The following is a 17,678-nucleotide window of genomic DNA, read 5'->3' as shown; positions in this document are numbered from 1 at the left end:
AGCCCGCCCCCACTAGGTTGCACCGATGACGGCACGAGACGCCATGCGAGGTCTGCAATCAAGCCTGTTTCTGCTGGCCATCCTTGTCAGCGCGCCGCTCCATGCCCAGAGCACGCCCGCGACCCTCCCCACAGCCGACGCCTTCTTCACCGACCCCGCCCTCGGTGAAACCCGCGCCCTGCTCGTCATCCAGAACGGCACACCCCTCTACGAACGCTATGCCCCCGGCTATGGCCCCGCCAACCGCTTCATCAGCTGGTCCATGGCCAAGTCGATCACCAGCACGCTGATCGGCAAGCTCGTCACCACAAACCGCCTCGATCTCGATGCCCCCGCCCCCGTGCCCGCCTGGCGCGTCAAGCCCGGTGATCCGCGCGCCGCCATCACGCTGCGCCAGCTCCTCCACATGAACAGCGGCCTCGCCCATGTCGAAACCGGCCCCGACCCCGAAAAATCCGACACCAACCGCGCGCTCTTTTCCGACCGCTCGGGCGACATCGCGGCCGCGGCCACCATGGCCCCGCTCGAATCCCCCCCCGGCACGGTGTTCGAATACAGCACGCTCACCTCGCACATCCTCTCCGACATCATCACCCGCACCGTCGCGCCAGACGCGAAAACCCCCGCCGCGCGCCGCCGCGCCACCAACGATTTTCTCAAGGCCAGCCTCTCCGGCCCCGCCGCCATGCCCACGCTCCTGTGCGAATATGATCCGCAAGGCACCATGCTCGGCGGCTCGCTCTGCCACGCCTCGCTGCGGGACTGGGGGGCCTTCGGCCAGCTTTACCTCAGCGGCGGCAAGGTCGCCGGGCGGCAGGTGGTGGCCCCCCAATGGGTCGAGTTCGTGCAAACGCCCACCCCGGTCACCGCCGGTTACGGCGGCCATTTCTGGCTCAACCGCCCTGTCGCGGAAGATGAAGAAAGCGCCCTCTTCGCCGATCAGGGCCCGCCCGATGCCTATGCCGCCATCGGCCATCTCGGCCAATATGTCATCATCGTCCCCTCAAAGGCGCTGGTCGTCGTCCGCCTCGGCTTCACCCCCGATGACGCGCGCGCCCCCCTCAAGGTCGGTCTCGGGCGGCTGGTCAATAGCCTCCCAGATGTGGCACCGCCTGCCCCATGACCAAGCCCGATTATCGCCTCATCGACATCAAGCTCGATGAGCGCACCATCCTCTGGCGCAACGCCGATATCGAGCAGGAGCGCCGCGTGGCGATCTTCGACCTGCTCGAAGGCAATCTGTTCCAGCCCGTGACGGCCCCCGACCATGGCAATCACGGCCCCTACAAGCTGCTGCTCGGCGTCGAGGAAGGCCGGCTCAGCGTCTCCATCGCCGGCGCCGATGACACCCCGCTCGAACAGTTCGTGCTGCCGCTCGCCCCCTTCCGCCGCACCATCCGCGATTATTTCGCCATCTGCGACAGCTATTATCAGGCCATCCGCCAATCCACCCCGGCCCAGATCGAAACCATCGACATGGCGCGGCGCGCCATCCACGACGAAGCCGCCGAAGCACTGAAGGAACGGCTCGAACCCAAGGTCATCACCGATTTCGACACCGCCCGGCGCCTCTTCACCCTCATCTGCGTTCTCCACATCAAGGGACATTGAATGGCCGTTCTCTCCGACCGCTGGATCCGCGAAGCCGCCCAGACCCGCGGCATGATCGAGCCCTTCGTCGACGGCCAGAAGCGCGACGGCTGCATCAGCTACGGCCTCTCCAGCTACGGCTATGACGCCCGCGTCGCCGACGAGTTCAAGATCTTCACCAACGTCCACTCCGCCATCGTCGACCCCAAGAACTTCTCGCCCGACAGCTTCGTCGACCGCAAGACCGACGTCTGCGTCATCCCCCCCAACAGCTTCGCCCTCGCCCGTACGGTCGAATATTTCCGCGTCCCCGACGATGTGCTCGTCATCTGCCTCGGCAAATCCACCTACGCGCGCTGCGGAATCATCGTCAACGTCACGCCCCTCGAGCCCGGCTGGGAAGGCCATGTCACGCTCGAATTCAGCAACACCACCCCGCTCCCGGCGCGCATCTACGCCAATGAAGGCGCCTGCCAGTTCCTCTTCCTCCAGGGCAACGAACCCTGCGAAGTCACCTACGCCCAGCGCGCCGGCAAATATATGGGCCAGCGCGGGGTCACCTTGCCCAAGCTCTGAAAGGGCCTCCGGCGGCTGGGGGCGGCGCCCCCAGACCCCATTTGTTGGTTTGGTGCACAATCTTCAGCCGTGGTCCCCGCGCGAAGCGCCATCAAATGCCTGCGGCGCATCCAAACTCAGAAATCCAGCCCCACCCCCAAAAATGGGGTGCAGGGGACAAGTCCCCTGCCCGCCGGAGGCTAAAAGACGCCCGCCGGAGGCTAAAAGACGCCCGCCGGGGGCCCCTTCCTAAATCCTCGGCATCCCGCTAGGGCCAGTCGATGAGTCCCGATCCCCGAGAGATGCGCAACGGCCTGCTGGCGGGCGTGGGTGCCTATGCCATCTGGGGCATCCTCCCGCTCTACCTGAAGCTGCTCACCGGCGTGCCGGCGGCCGATGTGCTCTCGCACCGCATTCTCTGGTCGCTGGTGGCGGTTGGTGCGCTGCTGCTCGTCACCGGCGCGGCCGGCCGGGTGCGCGCTGCGCTGGCGCAGCCAAGGCTGATGGGCCTGTTGCTGCTCAGCGCGCTGGCGATCGCCGCCAACTGGCTCATTTACACGGCGGCCATTCTCGAAGGTCATGTCCTCGATACGTCGCTTGGCTATTTCATCAATCCGCTGATCAACGTGCTTTTCGGCGTGGTGCTGCTGGGGGAGCGGCTGTCGCGCCCGCAATGGGCGGCGGTGGCCTTTGCGCTGGCCGGTGTGGCGGTGCTCACCATCTCGCGCGGCGCGCTGCCGCTCATCAGCCTTGGTGTGGCGCTCAGCTTCGCGCTTTACGCCCTCATCCGCAAACAGGCGGTCGTCGATTCCGCCACCGGCCTGTTCCTTGAAACGCTCATGCTCACGCCGCTGGCGCTGGTCTGGCTCTCGACCCGGCCCGAGCCGGCGTGGCACTGGCCGGGCGGCACATTGGCGCTGCTCGCGGCGGCCGGCGTGCTCACCGCCACGCCGCTGATGCTGTTCGCCGTCGCCGCGCGCCGCCTCAAGCTCTCGACGCTCGGCCTGATGCAATATGCAACGCCCACCATCGTCATGCTCGAAGCCATCTTCATTTTCGGCGAGCCGCTCAGCGGGGCGATGCTTGCCGCCTTTGCGCTGATCTGGGCCGGGCTGTTGGTCTATACCGTCACCACCTTTTCCGGCCCCATGGCGCGCGCGCGCGTCTCGCGCTAAGGCGTTCCTCATGGACAAGATCGTCATTCGCGGTGGCCGCCCGCTCAACGGCCGCATCCCCATTTCCGGCGCCAAGAATGCCGCGCTCACGCTGATGCCGTGCGCGCTGCTCACCGATGAGCCGCTCACCCTGCGCAATCTGCCGCGCCTCGCCGATATCGATACCTTCGGTCATCTGCTCAACAATCACGGCGTCAGCACCACCATCGAGGGCACCCACCCCGATGAGTTCGGCCGCGTCATGACGCTGCGCGCGGCGCGCATCACCAGCACCGTCGCCCCCTATGACATCGTCCGCAAGATGCGCGCCTCCATCCTCGTGCTCGGCCCGCTCCTCGCCCGCGCCGGCCAGGCCACCGTGTCGCTGCCCGGCGGCTGCGCCATCGGCAACCGCCCCATCGACCTCCATCTGAAGGCCCTTGAGGCGATGGGCGCCCATATCGAGCTGGCGGCGGGCTATGTGAAGGCCAGCGCGCCGGCGGGCGGCCTGCCCGGCGGCCGCTTCGTGTTTCCGCTGGTCTCGGTCGGCGCCACCGAAAATGCGGTCATGGCTGCCGTCCTCGCCAAGGGGCCAACGATTCTCGAAAACGCCGCCCGCGAGCCGGAGATCGTCGATCTGTGCAACTGCCTCGTCGCCATGGGCGCGAAAATTCAGGGCATCGGCACCGAAACGCTGAAGATCACCGGCGTGCGCGATCTGCACGGCGCCACCTATGCGGTGATGCCTGACCGGATCGAGGCCGGCTCCTATGCCTGTGCCGCTGCCATCACCGGCGGCGAGGTCGAGCTGGTCGGCGCCAATGAGGCCGATCTCGGGGCCACGCTGGCGGCGCTGCGCGAAGCCGGCGTCGCGGTCACCCCCACCGAAGACGGCCTGCGCGTCGCGCGCCTGAACGGCCTTCACGGCGTCACCCTCAGCACCGCCCCCTATCCCGGCTTCCCCACCGACATGCAGGCCCAGTTCATGGCCATGCTCGCGGTCGCCGACGGTGCCTCGCTGCTCACCGAGACGATCTTCGAAAACCGCTACATGCACGTGCCCGAGCTGGCGCGCATGGGCGCCGACATCGCCGTGCGCGGCCGCGCCGCCGTGGTCCGCGGCGGCGCGCATCTCACCGGCGCCGAAGTCATGGCGACCGACCTGCGCGCCTCGATGAGCCTCGTCCTCGCCGGCCTCGCCGCTGAAGGCACCACCACGGTCAACCGCGTCTATCACCTCGACCGCGGCTATGAGCGGCTCGAAGAAAAGCTTCAGGCCGTCGGCGCCGATATCGAGCGCATCTCCGATGGCTGAGGCCGCGCGGCTCACGCTCCTCGCCCAGTCGGCCGAGGATCTGCCCGCCCTGGCCGCGCTGCTGCAGGACGCCACGCTGCGCACCCCCGACATTGCCCGTGATGTGCGCGCCCGCCGCCTGGTGCTGCTCCTCAACCGTTACCGCTGGGAAGCGGCCGCCGGCTCGCGCACAAGATGCGCGCTGCGTATCGAGGGCCTGCTCGGCGTCCAGCAGAAAAGCTGGCCCCAGAGCGACGACGCCGTGCTCAACCTGCTCAGCCTCGAATGGACCGCCCCCCATCTGACGCTCCTCTTCTCCGATCATGTCGCGCTGCGCGCCGAGGTCGAGGCGCTCGATCTCATCATGGAAGACCTGGGCGACCCTTGGCCCACCGAAAAACGCCCCCGCCACAGCCTCTGAAGCCCATTTGTCGCTGCCCGGAGGCGGCGCTCGGCGCTGGCCAGCGCAGCGCGAGTGCGCTAGGGGCCTGCGGCTATGGAAAAGCCTCTCACCCTGGCGCTCCCCAAGGGCCGCATCCTCAAGGAAGCGCTGCCGCTCATGGCGCGCGCCGGCATCGTGCCCGAGCCCGATTTTCTCGATGAAGACAGCCGCAAGCTGATGTTCGAAACCAGCGACCCCGGCATCCGCATCATCCGCGTGCGCAGCTTCGACGCCGCCACCTTCGTCGCCTTTGGCGCCGCCGAAGTCGGCATCGCCGGCAATGACGTGCTGCTCGAGTTCGATTTCTCCGAAATCTACGCCCCCGTCGATCTCGACATCGGCCATTGTCGCCTCTCGGTCGCCCAGCCCGCCACCCTCGATGAAGACATGGCGCGGCTCTCGGCGGTGCGTGTCGCCACCAAATATCCCGGCCTCACACGGCGCTTCTTCGCCAGCCGCGGCCTGCAGGCCGAATGCATCAAACTGAACGGCGCCATGGAGCTGGCCCCGCTCACCGGGCTGGCGCCGCGCATCGTCGACCTGGTCAGCACCGGCAAGACCCTCAAGGAAAACGGCCTTGTCGAAGTCGAGGTGATCGCCCGCATCACCTCGCGGCTGATCGTCAACCGCGCCGCCTGGAAAACCCATCCCCGCGTCGTCCCCCTCGTCGAGGCGATCCGCAGCCTTGTGGAGGCCGGCGATGCCGCAGCGGCTTGACGCCGGCGCGCCCGGCTTCGACGACGCCTTTGCCGCGCTCGTCGCCGATGTCCGCGCCAGCGCCGGCGATGTCGCCGATGATGTCCGCGCCATCATCGCGCGCGTCGCCGTCGAAGGTGACGCCGCCCTGCTTGATCTCACCCGCCGCTTCGATCATGTCGATCTCGACGCACAGGGCTGGGAACTCGCCCGGTCCGCCGGCAAGGCCGCGCTCGACGGGCTGACGCCCGAGCTGCGCGCCGCGCTCGAACTCGCCGCCGAGCGCATCCACGCCTTCCACGTCCGCCAGAAGCCCGCCGACAATGACCGCACCGACGCCGCCGGCGTGCGCACCGGCGTGCGCTGGACGCCGGTCGATGCCGCCGGCCTCTATGTCCCCGGCGGCCGCGCCGCCTATCCCTCCTCGGTGCTGATGAACGCCATCCCCGCCACCGTCGCCGGCGTGCGCGAACTGGTGATGGTCACCCCCACACCTCACGGCGAGATCAACCCGCTGGTGCTTGCCGCCGCGCACCTTGCCGGCGTCGGGCGCGTGTTCCGCGTCGGCGGTGCGCAGGCCGTGGCCGCGCTCGCGCTCGGCACCACCCGCCTGCCCAAGGTCGATGTCATCACCGGGCCGGGCAATGCCTGGGTCGCGGAGGCCAAACGCCAGCTCTACGGCACCGTCGGCATCGACATGATCGCCGGCCCCTCCGAAGTGGTCATCGTCTCCGACGGCGCCAACAATCCTGACTGGCTGGCCGCTGACCTGATGGCCCAGGCCGAGCATGACCCGGTCGCCCAGTCGATCCTCATCACCACCAGCGCCGCCGAGGCCGATGCGGTCATCGCCGCCGTCGAGGCGCTGCTGCCCCGCCTCGCCACGGAAAAGGCGGCGCGCGCCAGCTGGGATCGCTACGGCGCCATCATCACCGTCCCCGCGCTCGCCGATGCCGTGCCGCTTCTCAATGCGCTGGCCGCCGAACACGCCCAGCTGATGGTCGAAGATCCGCACGCCCTCTTCGCCCAGATCCGCCACGCCGGCTCGGTGTTCCTCGGCCGCCACACGCCCGAGGCCGTCGGCGATTATCTGGCCGGGCCCAACCATGTGCTGCCCACCGGGCGGCGCGCCCGCTTCGCCTCCGGCCTGTCAGTGGTCGATTTCATGAAGCGCACCACCTTTCTCGACTGCTCGCCCGAGGGTCTGGCCGCCATCGGCGCAGCCGGCGCGCTGCTCGCCGACATCGAGGGCCTGCCCGCCCATGCCGCCTCGATCCGGCTGCGGCTAGAGTAGCGCCACCACCCGAAACCGCGCGCACCACACGCCCATGTCACGCCGAAACACCCCGGCGCGGCGAAACCAGGCCTCATGATAGGCCCGCCAGAAGGCAAGGCTCTGGTCGCCCGCGCCCTCGTCATGCGCATGCGCCGCCCCCACCTCCAGAAACGGCACGCATTCCAGCGCGGTGATCTCGATCTGCGCGCCCGGCCTGCCCCGGCTGTCGGTGATCACCGCCTGCATCCCCACCGCGGCGCGCTGGCCGTGCACGGCTGCCCAGCAGGTCGCCGTCTTGGTGCCCGCGCGCACCAGCGCCAGCAGTTCGTCCGCCATCTGGGCGGTGTCGCCAAAGGCAAAATGCGGAAGCTTGTCGGGGTCGGGGTTATCAGCCATGGTCCAAACATGGCCCGCCGCTTTGCCCTTGTCGATGTCTTTGCCGGCGGCCCGCTGTCCGGCAACCCGCTGGCCGTGGTCCATGAGGCCGACGGGCTGGACAGTGAGGCGATGCTGCGCCTTACCCGCTGGCTCAACTTCTCCGAAACCGCCTTCCTCCTGACCCCCGACAGCCCCGAGGCCGATTACCGGGTGCGCATCTTCACCCCCGACCGCGAGCTGCCGTTCGCCGGCCACCCCACGCTCGGCAGCGCCCATGCGTGGCTGGCCGCCGGCGGGGCGCCGCGACGGCCGGGGCGGCTGGTGCAGCAATGCGGCGTCGGGCTGGTGCCGCTGCGTCTCGCCGATGGCTTGATCGGCTTTTCCGCCCCGCCGCTCCTGCGCAGCGGCCCGGTCTCGCACGAAGACAGGGCCGAGGTCGTCGCCATGCTCGGCATCGCTGACGGCGATGTCATGGCCATGGCCTGGGCCGACAATGGCCCCGGCTGGATTGCCGTGCAGCTCAGCGACGCCGCCGCCGTGCTGGCGCTCACCCCGGCGCGCAGCTGGGTCCGGCGCATCGATGTCGGCGTCATCGGCGCCCATCCGCCCGGCGTCGATGTCGCCTTTGAAGTGCGCACCTTCTTCACCGATCAGCGCCTTGCCGTGCGCGAAGACCCGGTCACCGGCAGCTTCAACGCCGCCGCCGCCCAGTGGCTCGTCCAGACGCGGCAGGCCGGCGGCGAATGGCGCGCGGCACAGGGCCAGGCCATCGGCCATGGCGGGCGCATCCATCTCGATGCGCGCGAAGACGGCCTGCTCTGGGTCTCGGGCGCCTGCCGCACCGTCGCCGAGGGCATTCTCCCCGATTGAATCGCTTGAATCGCGACAGCCGACAACGCATGAGCAGGGCATGATCAAGATCGGCACAAGAGGTTCCCCCCTGGCGCTGGCGCAGGCGAACATGACAGCAACCGCCCTGCGCGCAGCACACGGCTGGGACGAAAGCGCCACCGAGATCGTCATCATCAACACCCAGGGGGACCGGGTGCAGGACCGTGCGCTCGCCGAAATCGGCGGCAAGGCGCTCTGGACCAAGGAACTCGACGCCGCCCTGCTCGATGGCCGGATCGACTGTGCCGTCCATTCGATGAAGGATGTCGAGACCGAGCTGCGTGACGGCATCGCGCTGGTCGCCATGCTGCCACGCGCCGATGTGCGCGAGCGGCTGCTCGGGGCGGCCGCCATCGCCGATCTGCCGGAGGGCGCGCGCATCGGTACCAGCAGCCCGCGCCGCGCCGCGCAGCTGAAGGCGCTGCGCCCCGATCTCGTCACCGAGATCCTGCGCGGCAATGTCGCCACCCGCATGGCCAAGGTCGAAGCCGGCGCCATCGACGCCACGCTGCTCGCCGCCGCCGGGCTCGACCGTCTGGGCGTCGCCGCCGGCCATGTCGTTCCCATCGAGGAGATGCTGCCCGCCTCCGCTCAGGGTGCTGTCGGCATCACCGCCCGCGCCGATGACGAGGCCACGCAGGCGCTGCTCGCCGCCATCGACCACGCTCTCACCCATGAAGCCGTGCGGCTTGAGCGCGGCTTTCTCGCAGCGCTTGGCGGCACCTGCCATAGCCCGGTGGCCGCGCTCGCACAGATTGACGGTGATGACGTCCATTTCCGCGCCGAGCTCCTCGCCGAAGATGGCAGCGAGCGGCTGGCCGGGGAGCTGCGCGTCGGCCGCGCCCATGCCGCCGGCGAAGTGGCGGCGCTCGCCGCCCGCCTGCTCGGCGATGCCAGCCCGGCGGTCCGCGCCCTGTTTCAGGGCTGAGGCGCGGTGCGGCTGCTGGTGACGCGGCCGGAGCCCGGCGCCTCGCGCACCGCCGCCGCGCTGCAAGCCGCCGGCCACACCCCCGTCGTCCGCCCGCTGATGCGCACCGAGCCGCTGCCCTGGGCGCTGCCAGCGGGTGATTTCGACGCCGTCATGCTCACCAGCGCCGCCGCCGTCCGCCATGCCGGCGCGTCCGCAGACCCGCTCAAGCGCCTGCCCGCGCTGTGCGTCGGCGAGGCCTGCGCCGAGGCCGCGCGCGCCGCCGGCTTCGCCCATGCCGAAGTCGCCGGCGTCGATGCAGCCGCCGTCCTCCAGCGCGCGCGCGACTTCGGCCGCGTCCTCCATCTGGCCGGCGTCGAGCGCACGCCGGTTACCGTCCCGCCCGAGGTCGCGCTGACGGTCTGCGAGGTCTACCGCGCCCGCCTGCTGCCGCTCGATGATGTGCCCGCCCTCGACGGCGCGCTCCTCTATTCGCAGCGCAGCGCCCGGCATTTCGCCGCCGAATGGGCGCGGCTGGGGCGCAGGCAGGGGCTGCTGCTCCTCGCCATCAGCCCGGCGGTGGCGGCCGCCGCCGGCCCTGGCTGGCCGCGGCTGCGTGTGGCGGCAGCGCCCAATGAAGCCTCGATGCTGGCGGCGCTGGCCGATGAGGGGCTATAGGGGCGCATGGACAGCAGTTTCGACCGTGGCGAAGTAGACCGCGCCAGCCTTGAGGCGACCGAGCGGCTGCGCCAGCGCCTCGCCCGCGAGCGCGCCCGCGAGCAGGAGAGCGGGCGCGGCCGGCTCAGCCTGCTGCCCTGGGCGCTGGCCGGCGGCCTGCTGCTGTTCGCCGGCGGCATGATCGCCAGCCCCTGGTTCGAAGCAAATGTCCGCACCCGGCTGCCCTTTGCCAGCCCGCCCGCGCCCGATCCGGTGGTTCAGTCGGTCGAAACCCTCGCCGCCCGCCTCGCCGCCCTTGAAGCCGCACCTGCACCTGACGCAAGCGATGAAGAGGCCGACACCACCGAAAAGGCCCCGGCCGAAGAGCGGCTGGCGCGCACCGAAGCCAAGGTCGAAACCAGCACCGATCTGCTCGCCCGCGAGGCCGACCGGATCGACCGGCTGACCGCTGACGTCGCCGCCACGCGCGCGCTCATTGAGGCCGACCGGGCGCGCGGCGAAGCCGCCGTCGCTGCAGTCACGGCCGCCGCTGATCGCAGCGAGGCGCTGCTCGCCGTCATGCTCGCCCGGCGCGCGCTCGATGAAGGCCGCCCGCTCGGCGCCGTCGAGGCGCCGCTGCGCCGCGCCTTTGAAGCCCGTTATCCCGATGCCGTGCGCAGCGTCGCCCTGCTCGGCGAAGCTCCGGAAAATGTCGAGACGCTGCGCCGCGATCTGGCCACGCTGGGCGCCGACAGTCCGGGCGGCGGGCAAAGCTGGTGGCATGTGTTCACCGCGCGGGTCCAGCGGCTGGTGCGCCCGTCAAGCGAGCCGCGCGGGCCCTCACCGCAGCTGGCCGCCGGGCTGGCGCTGGCGCGCGGCGATGTCGCCGATGCCGCCGAAGCGCTCCGCCGCCTGCCCCAGCCGCATTCGGCGGCCGTCGATCGCTGGCTGGCCCGCGCCGACCGTCTGGCCGCAGGCGAAGCCGGGCTGCGTCAGCTCGAAACCGCCGCCCTCATCCCGCCGCCCAAGCCCGAGCCCGTGGCGCCTGTCCCGGACGCCGAAACGCCCTAGTTGCCGGTCTTGCGGTCGACGATCTGGCCGTTGGGCAGATAGACCTTGCTGGCGGTCACATATTCGCCCTTGGGGCTGCAGATGCCGCCCGGGTCCCGGGCGCGCATCTTGGCGCAGAATTCGGTGTCCGGGCGCGGCTGCGGCTGGGCCAGGGCGGCTGCAATGCCGATCCCGCCGAGTGCGAAGATGCCGATCAAGGTCTTGGTAAGCTGTTTCATGGCGCCTCATTAGCGCCTCCATGCTGTCAGCGCCATGAACAACCGCCCTCAAAGGCCCCCTTTGTGTTGCGCCAGCCATGCGGCTAACCATGGCCGATGGAGTTTGCCCCGCATCTGCTTGTCGATACCGAGGCGCTGGCCGGCAACTGGCGCCGGCTCGCCCGCGCCAGCGGCCGCGCGCGCTGCGGGGCCGCCATCAAGGCCGATGGCTATGGGCTGGGCGCGCACGGCGTGCTGGATGCGCTGTTTGCTGCCGGCGCGCGCGAGTTCTTCGTCGCCAGCTGGGCCGAAGCCGCAGCGCTCGGCACGCTTCCCGAAGGCGCGCGCCTCGCGGTCTTTCACGGCGTCACCCCGGCCGAGATGGAGACAGCACTCTGGCTCAGCCCACAGGTCCGCCCGGTGCTCAACACGCCCGCCCAGGTGGCGCTGTGGCGTGAAACCGGCCGCAGCGCCGATGTCATGGTCGATACCGGCATGAACCGGCTCGGCCTCACCGACCTGTCCGTGCTCGCCGGCTTCCCGCTCGATACGCTGCACAGCCATCTCGCCTGCGCCGACACCCCGTCCCACCCGCTCAACACCGCCCAGCTCACAGCCTTCCGTGCCGCAGCATCCACCCTGCCCCCCGTCCCCCTCGCGCTGGCCAATTCCGCCGGCATCGCGCTGGGGCCAGACTATCATCTCGATCTCACCCGCCCCGGCATCGGCCTCTACGGCGCCGGCCCCTCCGCCGAACGCGACCAGCTCGAGCCCGTCTTCGCCATCAAGGCACCGGTCCTGCAGCTTCGCGAGGTGCCCGCCGGCCACGCCATCGGCTACGGCGCCGCCTATGCCGCGCCCCGGCCGATGCGCGTCGCCGTCGCAGCGCTCGGCTATGCCGATGGCTATCCGCGCGGCCTCACCGGCCACGGCGCCGCCATCCACGAGGGCGTGCGCTGCCCGCTCGTCGGCCGCGTCTCGATGGATCTCACCATGTTTGATGTCAGCGACGCCCCTCAGATCGCCGAAGGGGACTGGCTGGCCATCGATTTCGACCTCGCCGCCGCCGCCGCCGCCCTGGGCCGCGCCGAATATGAGTTGCTTACCGGTCTCGGGCATCGCTATGCCCGTGTCTATCGATGAGCGGACTTGTTCAAACTCTTGGCCATGCGCTGGTCGCGCTCGGCGCGGTCGTCATCGGCCTGTTCGGCACCATCGGCCGGCTCACCCGCTTTGCCGGGGCCGCGCTCACCCGCATGCTGACCCCGCCCTATTATCCCGCCCAGATGTTCGAGCAGCTGCTCGTCATCGGCTGGTTCTCGCTGCCCGTGGTCGGCCTCACCGCGCTGTTCACTGGCTCGGCGCTGGCCCAGCAGATCTATATCGGCGGCAGCCGCTTCAACGCCGCCTCCACCGTGCCCGCCGTCACGGTCATCGGCATCGTGCGTGAGCTCGGCCCGGTGCTCGGCGGCCTGATGGTCGCTGGCCGTGTTGCCAGCGCCATGGCGGCCGAGCTCGGCACGATGCGCGTCACCGAGCAGATCGACGCGCTCAACACGCTGCGCACCGACCCGATGCGCTATCTCGTCGGCCCGCGCATCCTCGCCGCCGTGCTGGTCATGCCGCTGCTCGTGCTGGTTTCCAACGCGCTCGGCGTGATGGGCGGCTGGCTCCTCGCCACCCAGCGGCTGGGCTTCAATTCGGCCGCCTATCTCGCCACCACGGCGCAATATCTGGAAGCCGATGATGTCATCTCCTCGATGGTCAAGGCCGCCGTCTTCGGCTTCTTCATCGCGCTGATGGGCTGTTTCCACGGCTATCACAGCTCCGGCGGCGCCGCCGGCGTGGGCCGCGCCACCACCAATGCCGTGGTCTCGGCCTTCATCCTCATCCTGCTCTCCAACCTGATCATCACCGTGATCGTGTTTGCCACATGAGCGCGCCCGCCCCCCGCATCGCTCTCCAAGGCGTCACCAAGGCCTTTGGCAGCAAGCATGTGCTGCGCGGCATCGATCTCGAGGTCGCCAAGGGCGAATCGCTGGTCATCATCGGCGGCTCGGGCACAGGCAAATCGGTGATGCTCAAGACCATCCTCGGCCTCATCACGCCTGATGCCGGCTCGATCCGGGTCGACGGCGCCGAAGTCGTCGGCCTCAAGGGCCGCGCGCTCGCCGCGCACCAGGCGCGCTTCGGCATGCTCTTCCAGGGCGGCGCGCTGTTCGATTCGCTGCCCGTCTGGCGCAACATCAGCTTCGCCGTGCGCGGCTCCGCCGCTGTGCGCCGCGCCGCCGCGCTCGACAATCTGGCCCGCGTCGGGCTGGGCGAAGATGTCGCCGATCTCCGCCCCAGCGCGCTTTCGGGCGGCATGCAGAAGCGCGTGGCGCTGGCCCGCGCCATCGCCATGCGCCCCGAAATCGTGTTTTTCGACGAGCCGACCACCGGGCTTGATCCGATCATGGCCGATGTCATCAACGCGCTCATCCGCGAGCTTGTCAGCGAGCTTGGCATCACCGCGCTCACCATCACCCACGACATGTCCAGCGTCCGCAAGATCGCCGACCGCGTCGCGATGATTTACGAAGGCCGAATCATCTGGCATGGCCCCCGCGAGCAGATCGACAATCCCGACAATCCTTATGTCGATCAGTTCGTTCATGGACGGGCAGAGGGGCCGATCCGGATGCAGGTGAGGAAGCTTTGAGCGGGGCGGCTGAGCTGGCGATGCTGCTGTCGCGCGCCGCCAGCGGCGACCAGCTTGCCTTTCGTGACTTTTATGATCGCACATCGGCGAAGCTGTTTGGCGTCATCCTGCGTATATTGCCCGAACGAGGAGAAGCTGAAGACGTGCTGCAGGATGTTTATCTGACAATATGGCGCAAGGCGGCGGAGTTTGACCCCGTCCGCGCCAGCCCCGTCACCTGGACCGCAACAATCGCGCGCAACCGCGCCATCGACCGGCTGCGCGCCAAGCGCGTGCGGCCCACCGCCCCCATGGACGACGCGGCCATCGTCGAGGACGACGCCCCCTTGGCCGATGCGCTCATCGACAGCGCGCGCGGCGCCTCGCGCGTCCAGGCCGCGCTCGCCACCCTCGATCCGCGCCACGCCGCCGCCATCCGCAGCTGCTATTTCGAAGGCGTGACCTATGAGGCGCTGGCGGCGCGCGAAGGCGTCCCCGTCGGCACGCTCAAAAGCTGGGTGCGCCGCGGCATCCTGAAGATGCGCGACAGCATGGGGGACAGTGCGGCATGACCGGCCCCGACGATCTCACCCCCGAAATGGCCGCAGACGACGCGCTGGCGATGGATTACGCGCTCGGCGCGCTGGGCCGCGCCGCCCGTCAGGAGACCGCGCTGCGTCTCGCCCGCGATCCCGCCTTCCGCGCCCGCGTCGAGGCCTGGGCGGAGACCCTCGCCCCGCTCGACGAGGAAACCGCCCCCGTGCTGCCGCCCGCCAGCGTCTGGGCCGGTGTGCTGGCCGAAATCACCCCCGCCCCCGTCGCCGCCACCCCGGCCCCGCCGGCCCGCCCCTCGCTCTGGCGAAGCCTCGCCCTGTGGCGCGGCCTCGCGCTCGGCGGCCCGGTGCTCGCCGCGCTGGCCGTCGCCATCGTCACCGCGCCCGGTGCCGCCCCGCAATTGCCCGCGGCCCCGCCCGCCGAAGCTCCGCCCGCCCTGCTCGCCGCCAGCCTCGCGGGCGCTGACGGCAAGCCGCTGCTCGCCGCCACCTGGGATCCGCTGCGCGGCACCGTGGTGCTCACGCCCGTGGCTGATGACCAGGCCGAGGCCGACCGCGTCACCGAGCTCTGGGTGATCGAGGGTGACAGCGCGCCGCGCTCGCTCGGCGTCATCCAGACCGCCGCCCCCAACGCCCATGCCATATCGTCGCAGGTCATATCCGGCTTGCAACCCGGCGCCCTGCTTGCCATCTCCATCGAACCGATCGGTGGCAGCCCCACCGGCCTTCCGACCGGGCCGGTGATCGCCACCGGCAAGCTGACCAGCATCTGACCACGCATCAGACAAACGGCAGCGGCAATCGGCGTCGGCTCTGGGCAGCGCATGGATCACTCCAGTCTGGCTGCCCAGAGCCGATAGCTTGCCGATAGTTCCCCTCACTCACGGCTCACCGCCCGTCTGGCTCAGCTCGTCCCCGCCCGGCTGCGGCAAATCCGCCATGCGACGTCGCTGTAACCGTCCAGCCATGCCGCACGCCCTATGAGCAAGCGTCCTTTCGCATCCGCGTCAGGCCAAAATTCCCCTTCTCAGGAGAAATCATCATGCTGACCAAGACCGTCCTGCGCGCCGGCCTCGCCGCCGTCGCCCTCATCGCCGCCGTGCCCGCCGCCGCCACCGTCGTTGACGGCGCCGCCGGCTCGCCCGCCCACACCACGCTGGTCGCCGCCGTCAAGGCCGCCGGTCTCGTCGAAACCCTGTCGGGCACCGGTCCCTTCACCGTCTTCGCCCCCACCAACGCCGCCTTCGCCAAGCTCCCGGCCGGCACCGTCGAAACCCTGCTCAAGCCCGAGAACAAGGCGACGCTCACCTCGATCCTCACCTACCACGTCGTGCCGGGCAAGATCGCCGCGGCCGATGTGCTCGCCGCCATCAAGGCCGGCGGCGGCAAGGCCGAGCTGACCACCGTTCAGGGCGGCAAGCTCACCGGCTCGATCGTCGATGGCAAGGTCATCCTCACCGACGCCAAGGGCGGCACCTCGACCGTGACCGCCACCGACATCATGGAATCGAACGGCGTTATCCACGTCATCGACACCGTCGTGATGCCGTAACCGTCTCAAGCGGTTTTTGCGGGAAAGGGCGGTCCCTCGCGGGGCCGTCCTTTCTCATTGCAGCGTGTCGCGCAGCGCAATCATCGCCAGGCAGGCCTTCGCCGCCTCGCCGCCCTTGTCCTTTTCTGAGGCGCGCGCCCGCGCCCAGGCTTGCGCCTCATTCTCCACGGTCAGGATGCCGTTGCCAATCGCCAGCCCGTCAAGGCTCAGCGCCATCAGCCCGCGCGCGCTCTCGCCCGCCACAACCTCGAAATGCCAGGTCTCGCCGCGAATCACGCAGCCCAGCGCGACATAGCCGTCAAAGCGCCCGCTGCCGTCGGCCAGCGCAATGGCCGCCGGGATCTCCAGCGCGCCGGGCACGGTGATGCGCTCATGGCTGGCGCCCGCCGCCTCCAGCGCCGCCACCGCGCCCGCCAGCTGCGCATCGGCAATCGCGCCATAAAAACGCGCTTCAACGATCAGGATATGCGCCATGGCTCAGGCTCCAGTTGCAGGGGTGGCAGGAATCGCCCGTTCGCCGACGACATTCAGCCCATAGCCGTTCAGCCCGACGATGTTGCGATGCTTGTTGGTCAGCAAGATCATGTCGCTCACACCCAGATCGACCAGAATCTGCGCGCCAATCCCATAGTCGCGCAAATCGCCGCCCTGGCCCTCGCCGCGCGCCCGCATCTGCTGCGAAATCGCGGTCGGCGCGGTGTCGCGAATGATCACGATCACGCCCGCGCCTTCATCCGCAATCGCCTGCATGGCGCGGGTCAGCTGCCCGGCCCGGTCGCCGCTCTCATGAAACAGGTCGGCAAACACTGACAGCGAGTGCACCCGCACCAGCACCGGCTTGCCCGGCTCGATGCGCCCCTTCATCAGCACGACATGCTCGCCATATTCGGCCATGTTGGCATAGGTCCGCGCCAGCCAGCGCCCGCCATGCACGCTCTCCAGCTCGGTCTCGGCCACACATTTCACCAGCCGGTCATGCCGGTGGCGATAGGCGATCAGGTCACGAATCGTGCCGATCTTCAGCCCATGCCGGCGGGCAAAGGGAATGAGGTCGGGCAGCCGCGCCATCGTGCCATCATCGTTCATGATCTCGCAGATCACGCCCGAGGGGTTGAGACCCGCCAGCCGCGCCACATCCACCGCCGCCTCGGTATGGCCAGCGCGCACCAGCACGCCGCCATCACGCGCCACCAGCGGAAAGACATGGCCGGGATGCACGATATGCTCAGGCCCCTTGCTGGCATCGATCGCCACTGCAATCGTCCGCGCCCGGTCGGCCGCCGAAATGCCGGTCGTCACCCCCTCCTTGGCCTCGATCGAGACAGTGAAGGCCGTGCTGTGCCGCGTGCCATTGTGCTGCGCCATCAGCGGCAGGCCCAGATGGCGGACCCGTTCCGAGGCCAGCGACAGACAGATCAGCCCGCGCCCGTGCATCGCCATGAAATTGATCGCCTCGGGCGTCGCCATCTGCGCGGGGATCACCAGGTCGCCCTCATTCTCCCGGTCTTCGTCGTCGACCAGAATGAACATCCGCCCGTTGCGTGCCTCGTTGATGATGTCCTCGATCGGCGACAGCGCCGGGCCCTGCTCGCGCGTGTCGAGATATTCGGCCAGCTTGCGCAGCGTCTCGGCGGTCGGGTTCCAGTCCGCCTCGTCCAGATTGCGCAGCGAATTGGCATGAAGCCCCGCCCCCCGGGCCAGCCCCGAGCGGCTCTCCTCGCCACTGGCAACAAGCTGACGGACACGATCAATCACGGACATCGGCAATCTCACATTCTAATGTG

22 protein-coding genes are annotated in these 17,678 nt (G+C 69.4%); 18 read left to right on the top strand and 4 right to left on the bottom strand.

The window, feature by feature from the left end; genetic code table 11:
- Positions 1-25 precede the first annotated feature (25 nt).
- From ACMVO5_RS09395 to hisD, 8 genes are all read left to right on the top strand, one after another.
- Entirely contained in the window at positions 26-1,123 is a 1,098-nt protein-coding gene (locus ACMVO5_RS09395; protein ID WP_416907256.1) for a serine hydrolase domain-containing protein, read from the top strand.
- Complete coding sequence (locus ACMVO5_RS09390) at positions 1,120-1,611, top strand: UPF0262 family protein (protein ID WP_416907255.1); 492 nt, start codon at positions 1,120-1,122, stop codon at positions 1,609-1,611. Before ACMVO5_RS09395 ends, ACMVO5_RS09390 begins: the two co-directional genes overlap by 4 nt.
- Positions 1,612-2,166, top strand: coding sequence for a dCTP deaminase (gene dcd, locus ACMVO5_RS09385; RefSeq protein WP_416907254.1), 555 nt, complete (start codon positions 1,612-1,614; stop codon positions 2,164-2,166).
- A gap of 260 nt (positions 2,167-2,426) precedes the next feature.
- Complete coding sequence (rarD, locus tag ACMVO5_RS09380; RefSeq protein ID WP_416907253.1) at positions 2,427-3,320, top strand: EamA family transporter RarD; 894 nt, start codon at positions 2,427-2,429, stop codon at positions 3,318-3,320.
- 10 nt (positions 3,321-3,330) lie between these two features.
- On the top strand, positions 3,331-4,614 hold the full coding sequence (murA, locus tag ACMVO5_RS09375; protein ID WP_416907252.1) for a UDP-N-acetylglucosamine 1-carboxyvinyltransferase: 1,284 nt from the start codon (positions 3,331-3,333) through the stop codon (positions 4,612-4,614).
- Complete coding sequence (locus ACMVO5_RS09370) at positions 4,607-5,014, top strand: DUF2948 family protein (RefSeq protein WP_416907251.1); 408 nt, start codon at positions 4,607-4,609, stop codon at positions 5,012-5,014. The genes murA and ACMVO5_RS09370 overlap by 8 nt, the downstream gene beginning before the upstream one ends.
- Positions 5,015-5,089: 75 nt before the next feature.
- Positions 5,090-5,752 carry an ATP phosphoribosyltransferase gene (gene hisG / locus ACMVO5_RS09365; protein ID WP_416907250.1) on the top strand — a complete coding sequence of 221 codons (663 nt, stop codon included), beginning with the start codon at positions 5,090-5,092 and terminating at the stop codon, positions 5,750-5,752.
- The gene (hisD, locus tag ACMVO5_RS09360) at positions 5,736-7,025 is read left to right on the top strand and encodes a histidinol dehydrogenase (protein WP_416907249.1); all 1,290 of its coding nucleotides are present in this window, start codon (positions 5,736-5,738) and stop codon (positions 7,023-7,025) included. The genes hisG and hisD overlap by 17 nt, the downstream gene beginning before the upstream one ends.
- Here the strand turns inward: hisD and ACMVO5_RS09355 are convergent.
- Positions 7,017-7,403, bottom strand: coding sequence for an ASCH domain-containing protein (locus ACMVO5_RS09355; RefSeq protein WP_416907248.1), 387 nt, complete (start codon positions 7,401-7,403; stop codon positions 7,017-7,019). The genes hisD and ACMVO5_RS09355 overlap by 9 nt on opposite strands.
- 9 nt (positions 7,404-7,412) lie before the next feature.
- Here ACMVO5_RS09355 and ACMVO5_RS09350 point away from each other — a divergent pair, with 9 nt between their 5' ends.
- From ACMVO5_RS09350 to ACMVO5_RS09335, 4 genes are all read left to right on the top strand, one after another.
- A complete protein-coding gene (locus ACMVO5_RS09350; protein WP_416907247.1) occupies positions 7,413-8,255 on the top strand; it encodes a PhzF family phenazine biosynthesis protein in 843 nt (280 codons plus the stop codon).
- A 91-nt stretch (positions 8,256-8,346) separates the two neighbouring features.
- Positions 8,347-9,204 (top strand): hydroxymethylbilane synthase, encoded by an 858-nt coding sequence (hemC, locus tag ACMVO5_RS09345; protein ID WP_416907246.1) that lies wholly within the window; start codon positions 8,347-8,349, stop codon positions 9,202-9,204.
- Positions 9,205-9,210: 6 nt separating this feature from the next.
- On the top strand, positions 9,211-9,861 hold the full coding sequence (locus tag ACMVO5_RS09340) for a uroporphyrinogen-III synthase (RefSeq protein ID WP_416907245.1): 651 nt from the start codon (positions 9,211-9,213) through the stop codon (positions 9,859-9,861).
- Positions 9,862-9,867: 6 nt separating this feature from the next.
- Positions 9,868-10,911 (top strand): hypothetical protein, encoded by a 1,044-nt coding sequence (locus ACMVO5_RS09335; protein ID WP_416907244.1) that lies wholly within the window; start codon positions 9,868-9,870, stop codon positions 10,909-10,911.
- On the opposite strand, the gene ACMVO5_RS09330 is transcribed toward ACMVO5_RS09335, so the two are convergent.
- Positions 10,908-11,129 (bottom strand): hypothetical protein, encoded by a 222-nt coding sequence (locus ACMVO5_RS09330; RefSeq protein WP_416907243.1) that lies wholly within the window; start codon positions 11,127-11,129, stop codon positions 10,908-10,910. The genes ACMVO5_RS09335 and ACMVO5_RS09330 overlap by 4 nt on opposite strands.
- Positions 11,130-11,225: 96 nt before the next feature.
- Here ACMVO5_RS09330 and alr point away from each other — a divergent pair, with 96 nt between their 5' ends.
- The 6 genes from alr (at position 11,226) to ACMVO5_RS09300 (ending at position 15,894) form a co-directional block, all read left to right on the top strand.
- A complete protein-coding gene (gene alr / locus ACMVO5_RS09325; RefSeq protein ID WP_416907242.1) occupies positions 11,226-12,251 on the top strand; it encodes an alanine racemase in 1,026 nt (341 codons plus the stop codon).
- Positions 12,248-13,045, top strand: a complete 798-nt coding sequence (locus ACMVO5_RS09320; protein WP_416907241.1) for an MlaE family ABC transporter permease — start codon at positions 12,248-12,250, stop codon at positions 13,043-13,045. Before alr ends, ACMVO5_RS09320 begins: the two co-directional genes overlap by 4 nt.
- Positions 13,042-13,809 (top strand): ABC transporter ATP-binding protein, encoded by a 768-nt coding sequence (locus tag ACMVO5_RS09315; RefSeq protein WP_416907240.1) that lies wholly within the window; start codon positions 13,042-13,044, stop codon positions 13,807-13,809. Before ACMVO5_RS09320 ends, ACMVO5_RS09315 begins: the two co-directional genes overlap by 4 nt.
- Entirely contained in the window at positions 13,806-14,360 is a 555-nt protein-coding gene (locus ACMVO5_RS09310; protein ID WP_416907239.1) for a sigma-70 family RNA polymerase sigma factor, read from the top strand. The genes ACMVO5_RS09315 and ACMVO5_RS09310 overlap by 4 nt, the downstream gene beginning before the upstream one ends.
- Positions 14,357-15,115, top strand: a complete 759-nt coding sequence (locus ACMVO5_RS09305; RefSeq protein WP_416907238.1) for an anti-sigma factor domain-containing protein — start codon at positions 14,357-14,359, stop codon at positions 15,113-15,115. The genes ACMVO5_RS09310 and ACMVO5_RS09305 overlap by 4 nt, the downstream gene beginning before the upstream one ends.
- Positions 15,116-15,384: 269 nt before the next feature.
- Complete coding sequence (locus ACMVO5_RS09300; RefSeq protein ID WP_416907237.1) at positions 15,385-15,894, top strand: fasciclin domain-containing protein; 510 nt, start codon at positions 15,385-15,387, stop codon at positions 15,892-15,894.
- Positions 15,895-15,948: 54 nt separating this feature from the next.
- Here the strand turns inward: ACMVO5_RS09300 and ribH are convergent, their stop codons facing one another.
- The gene (gene ribH, locus ACMVO5_RS09295) at positions 15,949-16,368 is read right to left on the bottom strand and encodes a 6,7-dimethyl-8-ribityllumazine synthase (protein WP_416907236.1); all 420 of its coding nucleotides are present in this window, start codon (positions 16,366-16,368) and stop codon (positions 15,949-15,951) included.
- A gap of 3 nt (positions 16,369-16,371) precedes the next feature.
- Positions 16,372-17,661, bottom strand: a complete 1,290-nt coding sequence (gene ribB, locus ACMVO5_RS09290; RefSeq protein WP_416907235.1) for a 3,4-dihydroxy-2-butanone-4-phosphate synthase — start codon at positions 17,659-17,661, stop codon at positions 16,372-16,374.
- Between the last annotated feature and the right edge of the window lie 17 nt (positions 17,662-17,678).

This window comes from Polymorphobacter sp., from assembly GCF_048007885.1.
Lineage (GTDB): Bacteria > Pseudomonadota > Alphaproteobacteria > Sphingomonadales > Sphingomonadaceae > Sandarakinorhabdus.
Note: the sequence above shows the minus strand (reverse complement) of the source record. Positions and strands in the feature narration are given on the sequence as shown.

Coding starts and splice junctions, on each gene's coding strand:
- hemC (WP_416907246.1), top strand. CDS start 8,347: ATGACAGCAACCGCCCTGCGCGCAGCACACGGCTGGGACGAAAGCGCC.
- ACMVO5_RS09315 (WP_416907240.1), top strand. CDS start 13,042: ATGAGCGCGCCCGCCCCCCGCATCGCTCTCCAAGGCGTCACCAAGGCC.
- murA (WP_416907252.1), top strand. CDS start 3,331: ATGGACAAGATCGTCATTCGCGGTGGCCGCCCGCTCAACGGCCGCATC.
- ACMVO5_RS09390 (WP_416907255.1), top strand. CDS start 1,120: ATGACCAAGCCCGATTATCGCCTCATCGACATCAAGCTCGATGAGCGC.
- ACMVO5_RS09355 (WP_416907248.1), bottom strand. CDS start 7,403: ATGGCTGATAACCCCGACCCCGACAAGCTTCCGCATTTTGCCTTTGGC.
- ACMVO5_RS09395 (WP_416907256.1), top strand. CDS start 26: ATGACGGCACGAGACGCCATGCGAGGTCTGCAATCAAGCCTGTTTCTG.
- hisG (WP_416907250.1), top strand. CDS start 5,090: ATGGAAAAGCCTCTCACCCTGGCGCTCCCCAAGGGCCGCATCCTCAAG.
- alr (WP_416907242.1), top strand. CDS start 11,226: ATGGAGTTTGCCCCGCATCTGCTTGTCGATACCGAGGCGCTGGCCGGC.
- ACMVO5_RS09370 (WP_416907251.1), top strand. CDS start 4,607: ATGGCTGAGGCCGCGCGGCTCACGCTCCTCGCCCAGTCGGCCGAGGAT.
- ACMVO5_RS09330 (WP_416907243.1), bottom strand. CDS start 11,129: ATGAAACAGCTTACCAAGACCTTGATCGGCATCTTCGCACTCGGCGGG.
- ACMVO5_RS09320 (WP_416907241.1), top strand. CDS start 12,248: ATGAGCGGACTTGTTCAAACTCTTGGCCATGCGCTGGTCGCGCTCGGC.
- ACMVO5_RS09300 (WP_416907237.1), top strand. CDS start 15,385: ATGCTGACCAAGACCGTCCTGCGCGCCGGCCTCGCCGCCGTCGCCCTC.
- rarD (WP_416907253.1), top strand. CDS start 2,427: ATGAGTCCCGATCCCCGAGAGATGCGCAACGGCCTGCTGGCGGGCGTG.
- ribH (WP_416907236.1), bottom strand. CDS start 16,368: ATGGCGCATATCCTGATCGTTGAAGCGCGTTTTTATGGCGCGATTGCC.
- ACMVO5_RS09335 (WP_416907244.1), top strand. CDS start 9,868: ATGGACAGCAGTTTCGACCGTGGCGAAGTAGACCGCGCCAGCCTTGAG.
- dcd (WP_416907254.1), top strand. CDS start 1,612: ATGGCCGTTCTCTCCGACCGCTGGATCCGCGAAGCCGCCCAGACCCGC.
- ACMVO5_RS09350 (WP_416907247.1), top strand. CDS start 7,413: ATGGCCCGCCGCTTTGCCCTTGTCGATGTCTTTGCCGGCGGCCCGCTG.
- hisD (WP_416907249.1), top strand. CDS start 5,736: ATGCCGCAGCGGCTTGACGCCGGCGCGCCCGGCTTCGACGACGCCTTT.
- ACMVO5_RS09305 (WP_416907238.1), top strand. CDS start 14,357: ATGACCGGCCCCGACGATCTCACCCCCGAAATGGCCGCAGACGACGCG.